The 15553-nt window shown below is 56.2% G+C and carries 12 protein-coding genes and 1 pseudogene; 7 read left to right on the top strand and 6 right to left on the bottom strand.

All coding sequences use genetic code 11. The features are described 5' to 3' along the window. From nuoI to KI614_RS11230, 7 genes are all read left to right on the top strand, one after another. A complete protein-coding gene (gene nuoI, locus KI614_RS11260; protein ID WP_203467146.1) occupies positions 1-489 on the top strand; it encodes an NADH-quinone oxidoreductase subunit NuoI in 489 nt (162 codons plus the stop codon). A 12-nt stretch (positions 490-501) separates the two neighbouring features. Further along, positions 502-1098 (top strand): NADH-quinone oxidoreductase subunit J, encoded by a 597-nt coding sequence (locus tag KI614_RS11255; RefSeq protein WP_203467145.1) that lies wholly within the window; start codon positions 502-504, stop codon positions 1096-1098. Between the two features lie 13 nt (positions 1099-1111). Then, positions 1112-1423, top strand: coding sequence for an NADH-quinone oxidoreductase subunit NuoK (nuoK, locus tag KI614_RS11250; RefSeq protein ID WP_203467144.1), 312 nt, complete (start codon positions 1112-1114; stop codon positions 1421-1423). Positions 1424-1425: 2 nt separating this feature from the next. Continuing rightward, on the top strand, positions 1426-3501 hold the full coding sequence (gene nuoL, locus KI614_RS11245) for an NADH-quinone oxidoreductase subunit L (protein ID WP_226405844.1): 2076 nt from the start codon (positions 1426-1428) through the stop codon (positions 3499-3501). Positions 3502-3536: 35 nt separating this feature from the next. Continuing rightward, a complete protein-coding gene (locus KI614_RS11240) occupies positions 3537-5021 on the top strand; it encodes an NADH-quinone oxidoreductase subunit M (RefSeq protein ID WP_203467142.1) in 1485 nt (494 codons plus the stop codon). Between the two features lie 12 nt (positions 5022-5033). Beyond that, positions 5034-6512, top strand: coding sequence for an NADH-quinone oxidoreductase subunit NuoN (nuoN, locus tag KI614_RS11235; RefSeq protein WP_226405843.1), 1479 nt, complete (start codon positions 5034-5036; stop codon positions 6510-6512). Positions 6513-6579: 67 nt separating this feature from the next. Next, complete coding sequence (locus KI614_RS11230; RefSeq protein ID WP_226405842.1) at positions 6580-7122, top strand: NUDIX domain-containing protein; 543 nt, start codon at positions 6580-6582, stop codon at positions 7120-7122. A 94-nt stretch (positions 7123-7216) separates the two neighbouring features. On the opposite strand, the pseudogene KI614_RS11225 reads toward KI614_RS11230, so the two are convergent. From KI614_RS11225 to KI614_RS11200, 6 genes and pseudogenes are all read right to left on the bottom strand, one after another. Then, positions 7217-8446: pseudogene (locus KI614_RS11225) on the bottom strand (IS3 family transposase). A 115-nt stretch (positions 8447-8561) separates the two neighbouring features. Next, the gene (locus tag KI614_RS11220; RefSeq protein WP_226405841.1) at positions 8562-11465 is read right to left on the bottom strand and encodes an adenosylcobalamin-dependent ribonucleoside-diphosphate reductase; all 2904 of its coding nucleotides are present in this window, start codon (positions 11463-11465) and stop codon (positions 8562-8564) included. A 210-nt stretch (positions 11466-11675) separates the two neighbouring features. Further along, positions 11676-12857 (bottom strand): acetate/propionate family kinase, encoded by a 1182-nt coding sequence (locus KI614_RS11215; protein ID WP_226405840.1) that lies wholly within the window; start codon positions 12855-12857, stop codon positions 11676-11678. A 1-nt stretch (position 12858) separates the two neighbouring features. After that, positions 12859-14277, bottom strand: coding sequence for a bifunctional enoyl-CoA hydratase/phosphate acetyltransferase (locus tag KI614_RS11210; protein WP_226405839.1), 1419 nt, complete (start codon positions 14275-14277; stop codon positions 12859-12861). 100 nt (positions 14278-14377) lie between these two features. Next, entirely contained in the window at positions 14378-14866 is a 489-nt protein-coding gene (locus tag KI614_RS11205) for a hypothetical protein (protein WP_226405838.1), read from the bottom strand. 52 nt (positions 14867-14918) lie between these two features. Continuing rightward, a complete protein-coding gene (locus tag KI614_RS11200) occupies positions 14919-15497 on the bottom strand; it encodes a hypothetical protein (RefSeq protein WP_226405837.1) in 579 nt (192 codons plus the stop codon). Positions 15498-15553: the final 56 nt, after the last annotated feature.

The following is a 15553-nucleotide window of genomic DNA, read 5'->3' as shown; positions in this document are numbered from 1 at the left end:
ATGGGTTCGATGAAGGAAATCTTCAACAGCCTCCTCCTCAAGGAGTTGTTGAAAGGCATGGCGGTGACCGGCAAGTATTTCTTTGCCAGCAAGATCACCGTGCAGTACCCCGAGGAAAAGACCCCGCAGAGTTTCCGCTTCCGCGGCCTGCATGCATTGCGCCGTTACCCGAATGGTGAAGAGCGTTGTATCGCCTGCAAGCTGTGCGAAGCAATTTGCCCGGCCATGGCGATCACGATCGAAGCCGAGCCGCGCGATGATGGTTCGCGTCGTACGACACGCTATGACATCGATCTGACCAAATGTATTTTCTGTGGTTTCTGTGAAGAAGCCTGCCCGGTCGACGCTGTGGTTGAAACGCGCGTTTTTGAATACCACGGCGAGAAACGTGGTGATCTGTACTACACGAAGCAGATGTTGCTGGCTAACGGCGACCGCTACGAGAATCAGATTGCCAAAGATCGTGAACTCGATTCTGCTTACCGCTAACAGGTACAAGTGATGGATTTTCAGACACTGGTCTTCTTTTTTCTCTCGGCGATTCTGATCGTTGCCAGCCTGCGGGTGATTACTGCCCGTAACCCGGTTCATGCCGCGCTGCATCTGATTCTCGCTTTCTTTACCTGTGGCGGTATCTGGTCACTGCTTCAGGCTGAATTCCTCGCTATCGCGATCATCCTGGTCTACGTCGGCGCGGTCATGGTGCTATTCCTGTTCGTCGTGATGATGCTTGATATCAACATGGACCGCATTCGTCAGGGGTTCTGGAACTACCTGCCGCTGGGTGCCTTGCTTGGCATTCTAATGGTTCTCGAAATGGGGCTGGTGCTGGGTAGCAAGTACTTCCAGGTACCTGCCGCTGAAGCAGTCGTTGCCGCAGGAACATCGAACACCAAGAGCATTGGTGCCTTGATGTTTACCGACTACGTCTTCCCGTTCGAATTGGCTTCGATTGTGCTGCTGGTTGGCATGATTGCAGCGATCGTCCTGACCTATCGTGGTCCCAAGAAATCCAAGTACACCAATCCGAATCAGCAGGTTTTCGTCAAGGCGAAGGATCGTATCCGCGTCCTGCAGATGCCGGCTGAAAAAGACTGAACCCGGGAAGACTATGCTTACTTTGTCACTCTCGCATTTCCTGATTCTGGGCGCGATTCTTTTCGCGATCAGCGTAGTCGGCATTTTCCTTAACCGGAAAAACCTCTTGGTGCTTCTGATGGCCATTGAGTTGATGCTTCTCGCGGTCAACATGAATTTTGTCGCTTTTTCGCATTACCTCCAGGATCTTTCCGGTCAGATTTTTGTTTTCTTCATTCTGACTGTCGCCGCTGCCGAATCAGCGATTGGCCTTGCCATTCTGATCGTGCTGTTCCGCAACCTGAAGAGCATCCATGTGGATGACCTGGACAGCCTTAAGGGTTAAACATGGAAATGCAGAAACTTTACCTGCTCGTACCGCTTGCACCCTTGGTTGGTGCGATCATCGCCGGCCTCTTTTGCCGAGTGATTCCACGTTGGGTTGCTCATACGGCAACCATCGCGGGCGTTGCGATTGCCTTCATTACTTCGTTCATCATTTTCAAGGATGTACTGGCGGGGCACACCTACAACGGCACGGTCTACACCTGGATGACCAGTGGCGACTATCGCTTCGAAGTGGGTTTCCTGATTGATACCCTGACAACGACAATGATGCTCGTTGTGACCTTCGTTTCCTTGATGGTCCATATCTACACCATGGGCTACATGAAGGAAGATCCGGGCTACAACCGCTTCTTCAGCTACATTTCATTGTTTACTTTCTCCATGCTGATGCTGGTGATGAGCAACAATTTCATGCAGCTCTTCTTCGGCTGGGAAGCTGTGGGCTTGGTGTCGTACCTGCTGATCGGTTTCTGGTATACGCGCCCAACCGCAATTTTTGCGAACATGAAGGCATTTCTGGTCAATCGCGTTGGCGACTTTGGTTTTATTCTCGGTATCGGTCTGGTTCTGGCGCATTTCGGGTCGCTGGACTACGCCACTGTTTTCCAGAAGGCCCCGGAACTGGCTAACACGACAATTTCCCTGTTTGCTGACCGCGAATGGGCAACTGTCTCGTTGATGACAGTGACCTGTATCTGCCTGTTCATCGGAGCCATGGGTAAATCGGCCCAAGTACCGTTGCATGTTTGGCTGCCTGACTCAATGGAAGGCCCGACCCCGATTTCTGCCCTGATTCACGCAGCAACCATGGTTACTGCTGGTATTTTCATGGTGTCCCGCATGTCGCCGTTGTTCGAGTTGTCGACGACAGCGTTGTCCTTCGTGATCGTGATTGGTGCAATCACTGCATTGTTCATGGGCTTCCTGGGCATCATCCAGAATGACATCAAGCGTGTCGTTGCGTACTCGACACTCTCTCAGCTTGGTTACATGACTGTTGCGCTAGGTGCATCTGCTTACTCTGTGGCTATCTTCCACCTGATGACGCACGCTTTCTTCAAGGCCCTGCTGTTCCTTGCCGCGGGTTCCGTCATTATTGGCATGCATCACGATCAGGACATCCGTAACATGGGTGGCTTGCGCAAATACATGCCGATTACCTGGATTACCTCACTAATCGGTTCGCTGGCCCTGATCGGTACGCCGTTCCTCTCTGGTTTCTACTCCAAGGACTCGATTATTGAGGCGGTTGCACTGTCGCATATTCCTGGGGCTGGTTTCGCATACTTTGCAGTGATGGCCGGTGTTTTCGTGACTGCCTTCTACTCCTTCCGCATGTATTTCCTGGTGTTCCACGGGGAAGAGCGATTTGGCAAGGCACATGAAGGTCACGATGCGCACCATGATGCTCATCACGACGATTCCCATGCTGATGCGCACGGTGATGACCATGGTCATGACGATCACGATCATCATCACGGTCTGGCGCCGGGCCAGAAACCGCACGAGACGCCCTGGGTCGTTACGTTGCCGTTGGTCCTGCTGGCTATCCCATCAATGTTCATTGGTTTCATTGCCATTGGCCCGATGGTCTTCGGTGACTACTTCAAGGGCGTGATCTTCATCGATCACCATGCCCATCCGGCGATGGAGCATCTGTCCGAGCACTTCCATGGTGCCGTTGCGATGGGTATTCATTCATTGACCAGTCTGCCGTTCATTCTGGCTCTGTCCGGCGTCGTGCTGTCGTGGTTCTTCTACATGAAGCGCCCGGATATCCCGGCTGCGATTCAGCGCAGATTCTCGGCAATCAACACCCTGTTCGAAAACAAGTATTACTTCGACAAGGTTAATGAGCTGGTGCTCGCCGGTGGCGCGCGTCTCCTCGGCAAGATCTTCTGGCGTGGTGGCGACGTTGCGATCATTGACGGCTTTATTGTCAATGGTTCCGCCAAGCTGGTTGGCTGGATTGCCTCCGTGACTCGTTTCTTCCAGACCGGTTACGTTTATCACTACGCTTTCACGATGATCATTGGCTTGTTTGTGCTGATGACCCTGTGGATCAACCGCGCCTAGTAGCGTGATCAGTTCGCAGAAGAGCAAGGAATAACATGTCGAATTACCCGCTGCTATCTTTCGCCGTTTGGATTCCGATCGTTACCGGTCTGGTGGTACTCGCCACCGGTTCGGACCGGAATGCACCTCTGGCACGGATGCTTGCACTTTTTGGTGCCATCGCCGGCTTCCTGATCACCATCCCGCTCTGGACCGGATTCGATCTGGCTAATCCGGGGATGCAGTTTGTCGAACTCAGATCCTGGATCCCACGCTTTAATATTAATTACCACCTTGGTGTTGATGGTATTTCAATGCTGTTCGTGGTGCTGAACGCCTTCGTCACGATCATCGTGGTTGCGGCAGGCTGGGAAGTCATTCAGGAGAAGGTCGCCCAGTACAATGCCGCCTTCCTGATCATGTCCGGCCTGATGAACGGGATCTTTACTTCGCTTGATGGCGTCCTGTTCTACGTCTTCTTCGAAGCCTCGCTGATTCCGCTCTATCTGATCATCGGTGTCTGGGGTGGCCCCAACCGTGTTTATGCAGCGTTCAAGTTCTTCCTCTACACGCTGTTCGGTTCGCTGTTGTTCCTGCTGGCACTGATGTATCTGTTCATTCAGTCCGGCGGTAGCTTCTCCATTCTTGAGTGGCACAAGTTGCCGATTGCTCTGGGCGCTCAGACCTGGTTGTTCCTTGCATTTCTGGTTGCCTTCGCTGTCAAGGTTCCGATGTGGCCGGTGCACACCTGGTTGCCGGATGCCCACGTTGAAGCACCAACCGGTGGTTCAATCGTGCTGGCAGCCATCGGCCTGAAGCTTGGTGCCTACGGTTTCCTGCGTTTCTCGCTGCCGATCGCCCCTGATGCTTCGCACGAGTTGTCCGGCCTGGTTATCGCCATGTCGCTGATTGCCGTGGTCTACATCGGTTTTGTCGCCCTGGTTCAGGAAGACATGAAGAAACTGGTGGCATATTCATCGATCGCCCACATGGGTTTCGTCACGCTGGGCTTCTTCATGTTCAGCCCGATGGGTATCGAAGGTGCATTGGTGCAGATGGTTTCGCACGGTTTCGTTTCCGGTGCAATGTTCTTCTCGATCGGTGTCATGTACGACCGTGTGCATAGCCGTCAGATCGCCGATTACGGCGGTGTGGTCAACACCATGCCAAAGTTTGCAGCCTTCTTCATGCTGTTCTCGATGGCTAATGCTGGTTTGCCTGCAACCTCCGGTTTTGTCGGCGAGTTCATGGTGATCCTCGGTGCCGTCAAGTTTAATTTCTGGGTAGCTTTTGCTGCAGCCAGTTCGATGGTGGTTGGTGCTGCCTACACCCTGTGGATGTACAAGCGAGTGATTTTTGGTGATGTTGCAAATCATCATGTTGCCGAGCTGAGTGACATCAACAAGCGCGAATTCGCCATCCTGGGCATTCTCGCCATCTGCACGCTGTGGATGGGTCTCTACCCGCAGCCTTTCACGGAAGTCATGCATGCATCGGTCAACGACCTGCTGCGTCACGTCGCCATCAGCAAGATTCAATAAACGGTAGCCGACATGTTCGACAATTTCGTTATTCCCGACCTCCTGCCCGCTGCACCGGAAATTTTCCTGGTGGTGATGGCTCTGGCCATTCTGATGATCGATCTTATGGTCAAGGACAGTCGTCGTACGGTGACCTTCGTTCTTAGCCAGCTCACCCTCGTAGGGTGCGCGCTGATCCAGTTCTCGACCAGCACCGGTGAGATCACCTACACGTTCAGCAATATGTTCGTCGATGATCTGATGGCCGATTTGCTGAAGCTGTTCCTCTACATGACCGTGATCATGGTCATGTTCTACTCGCGTGCTTATGTGACTGCCCGCGAAGCGATGAACAAGGGCGAATATTACGTTTTGACGCTGTTTGCCACGCTGGGCATGATGGTCATGATTTCGGCCAATCATTTCCTGACCGTCTATCTCGGCCTCGAACTGCTCTCGCTGTCGCTTTATGCGATGGTTGCGATGAATCGTGACTCCGTTGTGTCCACCGAAGCGGCGATGAAATATTTCGTTCTTGGCGCTTTGGCCTCAGGGTTGCTGCTCTACGGCATGTCGATGATCTACGGTGCTACCGGTACCCTTGAAATCACCGGCGTAGCCGAGCGGCTCTATGGTGGTGGCGTCAACAAGTCGGTTCTTGTTTTCGGTCTGGTTTTCCTGGTTTGCGGCTTGGCCTTCAAACTTGGTGTCGTTCCCTTCCACATGTGGATTCCGGACGTCTATCACGGTGCGCCGACCTCGGTGACCCTGCTGATCGGTTCTGCACCCAAGCTGGCTGCCTTCGCCATCGTCATGCGTTTGCTGGTCAATGGCCTGATCACCATGGCCGCTGACTGGCAAGCCATGCTGATCATCCTGTCAGTCCTCTCGATGGCAATTGGTAACCTGGCTGCTATCGCCCAGACCAATCTCAAGCGCATGCTGGCTTATTCGGCTATCTCGCACATGGGTTTCATGCTGCTCGGCATTACGACCGGCGTGGTTAGCGGCGATGCCCGCTATGCGCTGAATGCCTACAGTTCGGCAATGTTCTATGTGATTGCCTACGTGCTGATGAGTGCCGGTACCTTCGGCATGATTCTGCTGATGTCGCGCGCCGGTTTCGAAGCTGACAATCTGGAAGACTTCAAGGGCCTGAACAAGCGCAGCCCATGGTTCGCCGGCATCATGCTGATGCTGATGTTCTCCATGGCTGGTGTGCCGTTCTTTATCGGTTTCTTCGCCAAGTTTTCGGTTCTGCAGGCAGTTGTCGCTGCGGGTTACCTCTGGCTGGCCATCGTCGCAGTGCTGTTCTCGTTGATCGGTGCCTTCTACTACCTGCGTGTGGTCAAGCTGATGTACTTCGATGCGCCGACAGACGATACGCCGCTCACCGCTGGCATGGACATGCGTATCCTGATTTCTGCCAATGGACTGGCTGTCGCTTTCCTGGGTATCTTCCCGCAGATGATCATGTCCCTGTGTGCATATGCACTGTTGCGTTCGCTCTGATACGCAAGACTGCAACTAGTTATTCAAACGCCCCGTTGATCGGGGCGTTTTCTTTTGGGGGAATCAAATGAACCAAGATAGCCATCTGATTGAAACTGAAATTTCGTCCGAAACCGTTTTCAAGGGCGTTTTACTGGAAGTGCGCAAGGATAACGTCCGGCTACCTAACCAGGCCGAATCTGTGCGCGAGTACATTGTTCATCCTGGAGCAGTCGTTATTCTGGCTTTTCTTGAAAACGGGAATCTTCTCTTCGAGCGCCAATTCCGTTACCCGCTGCGGCGCGTTTTTCTTGAATTGCCGGCCGGGAAAATTGATCCGGGTGAGGCTATCCTCGATACAGCACGGCGCGAACTACTGGAAGAGACAGGCTATGTCGCTGCGCGTTGGGAATATCTTGGCGTGATGCACCCCTGCATCGGCTATTCCGATGAGCGGATTGAGATTTTTGAGGCGCGAGATTTGAAACTTGCCGGCGAGAAGCAACTGGACCATAACGAATTTCTTGATGTGGTTGAGTTGGCTCCTGCCGCTGCCAAGGAGGCGGTGTGGAATGGGGAAATTACCGATGCCAAATCGATTACGGCGCTGTTCTGGCTCGACCGACCATAAGCCGATCGTTCAAATTTGTCCGGATTTTGCGGTCGACCGTGAAATCTGACCCGTCCTAATCTAGGTTGACACCTGTTGCGACGGATTGGCCAGCTTAATTGCTGGCCTTCAAAGACGCCCGATGAACCTCATCGGGCGTCTTCAATTGTAGCGAGAAATGCGGTCTCTCCTGGTTGTAGATGGCGATGGATTGACTGACCATGCGGCGTGCCTGATCGAGATCGTCGGGCTGCTGGAGTAGAAACTCCTGCTTGAGAATGCCATTAACCCGCTCTGCCAAGGCGTTCTGATAGCAATCATAGCCGTCCGTCATTGAGCAGATCACCCCGTGTTTCTGATGAATAGCTTGGTACTCATTAGCGCAGTATTGGACTCCACGGTCTGAATGATGGATCAGCAGCCCATTTCCCTGACGCCCCTTTAACGCCATCTTCAAAGCCTGGCTTACCTCAGTCGTGTGCAGGCGGTCATGGACGTGGTAACCCACAATCTTGCGTGAATAGGCATCGGTAATCAGGCTCAGATAGGCACAGCGCTCACGGGTAGGCAAATAGGTGATATCGGCAACCCAAACCTGCTCGCTCGCCTCGGCGCTAACCTGATCCGGTCCCGCTTTCAGCAAATTGGGATGGCGCCGGAAATGGTGGTGGCTGTCGGTCGTCTTGTGATACGCCCGCTTGGTTGGCACCAACAGGCGATTCCAACGCAACAGATCGAACAAGGCATCGCCCTTCGGCCGCTAGCGTCGGGCCAAGCAGGTGATGTAGCTTGCGCGTCCCCAGTCTGGGCTGATGCAAGCGCTTGGCCTTTACCAACTCAAGAACCCGTTCGTACTTGACCTCATCGTGCACTCGACGCTGCTGCCACTGGTAATGTGCCTGCCGGCTGATGCCCATATAGCGGCAAGCCCTCGATACACTCAGTCCTTCGACGGACTTTTGCGCGAGGACTTGCCCACAGGCTTTTTTACCACGCGAACTCCATAGTCCTTCTTCAAAACGTCAATGACCGCTTCGAAGAATTGGGATTTCTCTCGGGCTTCCTTGAGTTGGACTTCCAGCTCCTTGATCCGCTGTTCCGGCGTCTGGCCCTGGCTGCTCGCTGATGTTCGGGTTGGCTCACTCATGCGGCCGTATGATGCCATCGGCCCCCAGTTCTGGCGACCATGCTTGCGTAACCAAACCAAGACCGTCGATCTGCCCTGGATACCGTAACGCTGCTGGGCTTGCTTGTAGCTCAGTTCGCCTTTTTCTACCTGCTCAACAACGGCCCGTTTAAAAGCCAGCGTGTAGTCTCGCTGTGTCCTCTTAACCCCTGACTCCATCTGACTGCCCCTTTCGTTCTAGAAAAGGTGTCAACTTCATTCAGGACGGGTCAATCCATGTAAAAAAGCCCCGGAGAAATCTCCGGGGCTTTTTTGTCAGCAGTGACTTATTGGCTTAGCCGCAGGTCCCCACCGCGCCACAGGCGGTACAGAAATCACAGCCATCCTTGCGGATCATCGTGTGGTTGCCACATTCGCCGCACAGCTTGCCCTGGGTCGGCAGGACCTTGTTGCTGGTCGTATCTTCCGGGGCTTCGAGAATGCCCATCTGCTGCAACGGGAAACCCTTGTCATCAAGGATGCCGAGCATGCAGTAGCGGTGGATGATCAGATTGGCGATGTAAGCCACGGTCGACGGGTAGGTCTGTTGCTTGCGCGAACCTGGTACGAAGGCCATGAAATCGCCGAGCGGCTCGGAGTAGTCAATCAGCTTGCGCAGTTTCATGCCGATCCAGGCAGGGTCAAGAACGCGCATGTCGAGCGACAGCAGCTTGGACAGACCATCGAGGGCACGCGGGTAATTGCCCGAAAGCCACATCGAATACGGGCGGGTAACACCATCCGGCAGGGTGATTTCCTTGAGTCCGAGGACGAAGTCTTCACCGGTCGAGGGATTGTTGACGTCGACCGTCCAGGACAGCGTGCCGTCGGTACCGGTCTTGGGCTCCTTGGCACTGAACAGGGCATCCTTCACTGGCGTCGGGCCTTCGTGCTTGAATGCGCCGAGTTGTTCGCAACGCCAGGCAATAACTTGGGCCATGGCGGAAACGACGGACGGAACGCGTTTGCGCTCACCGTGCGGCGGCATCGGCATTTCGAAAGAGTCGCCCGGCGTCTTCGACAGGGCTTCCAGTTTCATTTCAAGCCAGCCATGGTCCTTGGCGCGCATGTCCATCGACAAGGTCTTGGCGACGGCGCCCAGGCCGCGCGGTTCAGCCGGGCCGTTGGCCCATACTTCGAACGGCCAGGCACGGCCTTCCGGCTCGACGTGGCCGACAAACAGGGCAAACTTGCCGATTGGCGAGTCAAGCATGTAGGTCCAGCACAGATTACCTTCCGGCAGGCTCGGACGACCCGGCCAGCGCAGGCTGGAGAGCACCGGGGCTGGCAGGTTCTTGATCGACAGACGGCGGTTGGCGTCGGAAACGAAATCCTGCGGAGCCTTGGCATCCGTCGACGTTGCATCGGCCTTGGCCGGTTCGACTGTGGCAACCGACAGGACGGAGCCCAGCACGCTGTTCGGACGGTAAGTGGCCAGTCCCTTGAGGCCGGCCTTCCAGGCGCTCATATAGAGATCCTGGAAATCTTCGTACGGGTAGTCAGCCGGGACATTGACCGTCTTCGAGATCGAGGTGTCGATGTGCGGCGCAACGGCGGCAACCATGTCAGCGTGTGCTTGTGCCGAAATTTCGAGTGCCGTGACGAAATAGTCCGGCAGCTTGGTGACATCGCCACCCTGATGTTTGTACAGGCGCCAGGCGTAATCTTCAACCGAATACTCTTTCAGCGTGCCGTCCGGCATGCGCTTCTTGCGGTTGTAGGTCCAGGAGAACGGCGGTTCGATGCCGTTCGAGGCGTTGTCGGCGAAAGCCAGCGAAATGGTGCCGGTCGGGGCGATCGACAGCAGGTGCGAGTTGCGCAGGCCATGCTTGCGGATTTCAGCCTTGACGTCGTTCGGCAGGCGCGAAGCAAAGTTGCCGCCGGAAAGATAAAGCTCGGCGTTGAACAGCGGGAAGGCACCACGCTCCTTGGCCAACTCGACGGAGTAGAGGTAGGCGGCATCACGCATGCTTTCGGTGATGCGCGTTGCCATGGCACGGGCTTCGACCTTGTCGTAGCGCAGGCGCAGCATGGCCAGTGCGTCACCGAGGCCGGTGAAACCGAGGCCGACGCGACGCTTGTTGGCGGCTTCCTGCTGCTGGCGTTCGAGCGGCCAGTGGGTCGCATCCAGCACGTTGTCGAGCATGCGGGTCGAAATGCGGACGACTTCCTCGAAGGCGGCGAAATCGAATTCAGCCTTGTCGGAGAAAGCATCACGGACGTACAGCGTGAGATTGATCGAGCCCAGGCAGCAGCAACCGTATGGCGGCAGCGGTTGTTCGGCACAAGGATTGGTCGCCTCGATCACTTCGCAGTAATTGAGGTTGTTGTCCTTGTTCATCCGGTCGAGGAAGAGGATGCCCGGTTCGGCGTGGTCGTAGGTTGATTTCATCACCTGGTCCCACAGATCGCGAGCCCGCACCTTGCGATAAACCCACAGGCCGTCTTCGCGCTGGAAAGCACCGGCCGAGCGCATGTCGGCATTCGGTTCGGCACGATGCAGCAGCTCGACATCAGTGTCGGCATCGACGGCTTCCATGAAAGTGTCGGTGACACCGATGGAAATATTGAAGTTGGTCAGGTCGCCATGATCCTTGGCGTGGATGAATTCCTCGATATCCGGGTGATCGCAGCGCAATACGCCCATCTGTGCACCGCGGCGGGCACCGGCCGATTCAACCGTTTCGCACGAACGGTCAAAAACGCGCATGTAGGAAACCGGACCGGAGGCACGCGACTGGGTGCCCTTGACGCGGGCGCCTTGCGGGCGGATCGATGAAAAGTCGTAACCGACGCCACCGCCGCGACGCATGGTCTCGGCAGCTTGGGCGAGTGCGGTGTAGATGCCCGGCTTGCCATCGGTGTTTTCGACGATCGAGTCACCGACCGGCTGGACGAAGCAGTTGATCAGCGTTGCTTGCAGGTCAGTGCCGGCTGCCGAGTTGATCCGGCCGGCCGGGATGAAACCGTTTTCCTGGGCCCAAAGAAACTTCGATTCCCAGTGGGCGCGATCTTTTTCCTGTTCAACCTGGGCGAGCGCGTAGGCAACACGACGACGTACGTCGTGCACATTGGTTTCCTTGCCCTTGGCGTATTTTTCGATCAGGACTTCGGCGGAAATTTCCTGCTCGGGCAGGGGCGCAAACTGCGGCGGCGCCGGGATGTCGGTCAGTGACAGTTGTTCGGAGACTGGGCTCATTTTTTGCTCCTCAGCATGGCTTTGTGAATTGAATTTGTTAATCTTGGTATAGGCGTAAATCTACTATATCTAGTAGGTCAAGGCAATCCGTTGACTAGATACGGTGTTTTCTGCTCGTTGGCTCAGTGTTCTGTCATGGCATAAAAAAAGCCCGAAAAAACAAAGCCCCGGCACCTTTCGGGGCCGGGGCCTGGGGCTGAAAATATTTTTTTAGAGGGCCAGCAGCGTCTGTGCGTGATGCGCAATCATCCACTCTTCGTTGGTCGGAATGACCATGACGTCGACCGTACTATTGCTGGTTGAAATACGCAGTTTGTCGTCGTTATTGGCCGCCTCGTCGAGGTCGACGCCGAGCCAGCCAAGACGGCTGCAGACGCGGCGGCGAACTTCCGCCGAATGTTCGCCAATCCCACCGGTGAACACCAGGGCATCGACGCCTTCGATTGCGGCCGCAAGCGAACCGATTTCGCGCAGGATGCGGAAGCAGTAAAGCTCAATCGCTTCTTCGGCTTCCGGCTGGTCGGAGGCGAGCAGGGTGCGCATGTCCTGGCTGATGCCGGAAACGCCGAGCAGACCCGATTCCTTGTAGAGCAGGCGCGTCAGATCCTTCGAATTCATGCCCTTGTTGTCCATCAGGTAGAGCAACACGCCCGGGTCGATGGCACCGGTCCGGGTGCCCATCATCAGGCCGTCGATGGCGGTGAAGCCCATCGTCGAGGTGATGCTCTTGCGCTCGAGCATGGCGCACATCGACGAACCGTTGCCGAGGTGAGCGACGATGACCCGGCCGTTGGCCTTGCTGCTGTGTTCCGGCAGGACGCGGGCAATGAATTCGTAGGACAGGCCATGAAAGCCATAGCGTTTGACGCCTTCCGCGGTCAACGCCCGTGGAATGGCAAAAGCCTGGGCGACGGGCGGGTTAGTCCGGTGGAAGGCGGTGTCGAAACAGGCGACCTGGCGGACTTGCGGCAGCAGTTTGGCGATCGCCTTGATGCCGTTGAGGTTGTGCGGCTGATGTAGCGGGGCGAGGGTGATGAACTGTTCGAGCTGGGCTACCGTGTCGCGGTCAACCGCCATCGGGGCCGAAAAAAGCTCGCCGCCGTGCACCACGCGGTGGCCGACGGCGACCAGTTCGGTGCCGGTCTGATGTTCCTGGATCCAGGTCAGCAGGAAATCGAGCGATGCCTGATGCTGGGCTTCCTGCTCGCCGCTCAGCTTGAGTTCGATTTCATGCTTGCCGGCCGGGTCCTTGGCGATCAGCTTGGCGCTGGCGCCAATGCCGTCGATCTGGCCGGAGAGAGTCGGCTTGGCGGCCAGGCCGCCATTCAATTCGTAGAGTGCAAACTTGATTGATGACGAGCCTGCATTAATGGTCAAAATGCCTTTGTTCATATCAGGCAGTTCCCTTCTTTCGGTTAGCGTGTGCGATGAGTGCTGCAATGACGCAGGAGGCAGTCCGCGTTTCGGCGGAGTCGGCACGGCTGGTCAATACAATCGGGACGGTCGTGCCGAGGACGATGCCGGCGGTCAGCGCGTTGGCCAGATATTCCAACTGCTTGGCGACCATGTTGCCGGATTCGAGATCGGGTACGACAAGGATTTCGGCGTGGCCGGCGACGGCGGACTTGATGCCCTTGGTCTTGGCCGCGACGATGGAAACGGCGTTGTCGAAGGCGAGCGGACCATCGAGAATGCCACCGCGAATCTGTCCCCGGTCGGCCATCTTGCACAGGGCAGCGGCATCGAGCGTGGACTGGATCTTGGGATTGACGGTTTCGACGGCGGAAAGAATCGCCACCTTGGGTTCGGGGATGCCGATGATGTGGGCCAGGTCGATGGCGTTCTGGATGATATGCACCTTGTCTTCCAGCGTCGGGGCAATGTTGATTGCCGCATCGGTAATCAGCAATGGCCGGTGGTAGGTGGGCACATTCATCAGGAAAACATGGCTGATCCGGCGCGACGTACGCATGCCATTGGCTCTGGCCACTACTTCGCTCATCAGCTCATCGGTGTGCAGACTGCCTTTCATCAACGCTTCGGCGTCGCCGGTGCGGACAAGCGATACGGCGAGTGCGGCCGAGTCGTGGCTATGCTTCGAGTTGACGATGCGGATGCCATGCAGATCAATGCCGAACTCTTCAGCCACCGCCCGGATTTTTGATTCGGGACCGACCAGGATTGGCTCGATGATGCCTTCCTGGAACGCGATGACCGGCCCCTTCAGCGACTCGCAATCGCACGGATGGGCAACTGCGGTCGGAATGGGTTCCAGTCCCTTGACGCGGGAAAGCAGGTGTTGGTAGCGCTCATGCTTGTCGTCGATGCGGATTTCCGGGAAGTGGACGTCCTGCATGTGTGAAACTTTTTCCGAGGGCGCCAGTACTTCGGCGGTGCCGCGCACCACCTGCAAACCTTCCTGGTTGGTACATACGCAATCGAAAATGACGTGCTGGTTATGGTCGAATTTCTGTTTGACCGTGACGGTAATGGTGATCGTGTCGCCAATCGTGACCGGGCGGGCAAAGTGCAGGGTCTGGTCAATCAGGTTGGTGCCGGGGCCGGGAAACTGGGTGCCCAGCACTGTCGAAATCAGCGATCCGCTCCACATGCCGTGGGCGATAACCTCGCGAAACATGCCGCTTTCGGCATATTCGCGGTCGACCACGGCAGGATTGATATCACCGGTCAGGACAGCGAAGAGTTTGACGTCTTCCGGCATCAATGTTCTGGTCAGGCTGGATGTGTCGCCAATGTGTATCTCGTCATAAATTTTGTTGACGAGCAAGCGCCGTTGATTGGACTCCTGCATGGTAGTGCTCCCGAAAAATGACATGAACCATTCGGTTCTGCTGGGGGTTCTGTGTGGAGGCTGTCGCCCCAGGAATTTGCGTGCTTTGGCCCGGTGTTCCTCAGGAGGCTCTTTGCCGGGTACGCCGATCGCTGGCTGCGGTCATGGGCGGAATGTCGACTTGCAGTCCGGGAATGAGTTGCGACAGGCGTTCAAGCACCCATTGGTTGGCTTCGTAGGTGAACTCGCGGGCCGTCAGTGGCGCACCGGAAAATGCCTCGACGAACAGGGCGACCGCGGCAGAGCGACTGACGCCGTATTCGCAGTGCACCATGACCGATATTTCAAACGGTGCAGCCTGCAGTTCAGCCACAAAATCGTGGATGCGGCGCGCCATCTGGTGGTCGAACAAGCCGGGAATGGGGGCCGGGAGGTATTCATCAGCCGGCTGTGCGTCGTAGAACGACAGGCGCAGCACATGGTGGAACATGGGGTCGAGCTTGGCATCGGCCTGACCTGGATCAGTGATCGAGATGACGGCCATGTAGGGATTGCCGGCCAGTGACTCGGCGAGTTCGCGGGAGGCGAAATGAACTTGATTGATGGTCATGATCCGGAGTGGCCGGCAGGTTGCTGAGGCAGTGTGGTGCGCAAGAAGTGATTCATTCCATGAAAACAGGGTCAGAAAAAACCAGCGTTCCGTCCAGGCGCATCATCAGGTTGTCGGCCTTGATCAAGTCGGGCAGGGCGCCGTATTCGCTGGAAAATTCCTCCAGCGCCTTGAGCGACTGCTGGACGGTTTCGGTCCAGCCCATGGGGGTGACAACCAGATGGTGCAAGGCGATGCGCCCCATGTCCTGCGCCAGATTGCGCCAGATCATGCAGGCGTCGAAATACGACGATGAGATTTTGGTGGCAACTTCGGCGGCTTCGCCCGCGACTGGCAGCGGATAGAGTTTTTCGACTTCGACGATATGGAACGGGAAACCGCGGGAAGAGCGGCCAACCGTGCCGTGATCGGCAAATACGACAGGAAAATGCCGACCTGTCGGCCTGTCCTCTGCCGTGTAATAGGCATAGTCGGTCGGTGAAGACAGTACCTTGAAGACACGGGCTTGTCCGTCGATCACATCGCCATCCAGCACGATGGTATTTTCGCCGCGACCGATTTCCGGCCTTCCGTTGAGCAAAGGATGGTCGGGAACGGGGTCTGGAATGATGCCGGGACAAATGTCAGTCATGGTCAACTCCGCCTGTCTTCCTGGTTGATGGCCAGAAGCATGGCACAAGACGCAGC

Origin of the sequence: Dechloromonas denitrificans (assembly GCF_020510665.1) — a bacterium.
Taxonomy (GTDB): Bacteria; Pseudomonadota; Gammaproteobacteria; order Burkholderiales; family Rhodocyclaceae; genus Azonexus; species Azonexus denitrificans_B.
This window is presented reverse-complemented; position numbering and strand designations above follow the sequence as displayed.

What these genes read in the sequence shown, in the direction of transcription:
- nuoI (WP_203467146.1), top strand. Translation starts at nt 1, where the DNA reads ATGGGTTCGATGAAGGAAATCTTCAACAGCCTCCTCCTCAAGGAGTTG.
- KI614_RS11255 (WP_203467145.1), top strand. Translation starts at nt 502, where the DNA reads ATGGATTTTCAGACACTGGTCTTCTTTTTTCTCTCGGCGATTCTGATC.
- nuoK (WP_203467144.1), top strand. Translation starts at nt 1,112, where the DNA reads ATGCTTACTTTGTCACTCTCGCATTTCCTGATTCTGGGCGCGATTCTT.
- nuoL (WP_226405844.1), top strand. Translation starts at nt 1,426, where the DNA reads ATGGAAATGCAGAAACTTTACCTGCTCGTACCGCTTGCACCCTTGGTT.
- KI614_RS11240 (WP_203467142.1), top strand. Translation starts at nt 3,537, where the DNA reads ATGTCGAATTACCCGCTGCTATCTTTCGCCGTTTGGATTCCGATCGTT.
- nuoN (WP_226405843.1), top strand. Translation starts at nt 5,034, where the DNA reads ATGTTCGACAATTTCGTTATTCCCGACCTCCTGCCCGCTGCACCGGAA.
- KI614_RS11230 (WP_226405842.1), top strand. Translation starts at nt 6,580, where the DNA reads ATGAACCAAGATAGCCATCTGATTGAAACTGAAATTTCGTCCGAAACC.
- KI614_RS11220 (WP_226405841.1), bottom strand. Translation starts at nt 11,465, where the DNA reads ATGAGCCCAGTCTCCGAACAACTGTCACTGACCGACATCCCGGCGCCG.
- KI614_RS11215 (WP_226405840.1), bottom strand. Translation starts at nt 12,857, where the DNA reads ATGAACAAAGGCATTTTGACCATTAATGCAGGCTCGTCATCAATCAAG.
- KI614_RS11210 (WP_226405839.1), bottom strand. Translation starts at nt 14,277, where the DNA reads ATGCAGGAGTCCAATCAACGGCGCTTGCTCGTCAACAAAATTTATGAC.
- KI614_RS11205 (WP_226405838.1), bottom strand. Translation starts at nt 14,866, where the DNA reads ATGACCATCAATCAAGTTCATTTCGCCTCCCGCGAACTCGCCGAGTCA.
- KI614_RS11200 (WP_226405837.1), bottom strand. Translation starts at nt 15,497, where the DNA reads ATGACTGACATTTGTCCCGGCATCATTCCAGACCCCGTTCCCGACCAT.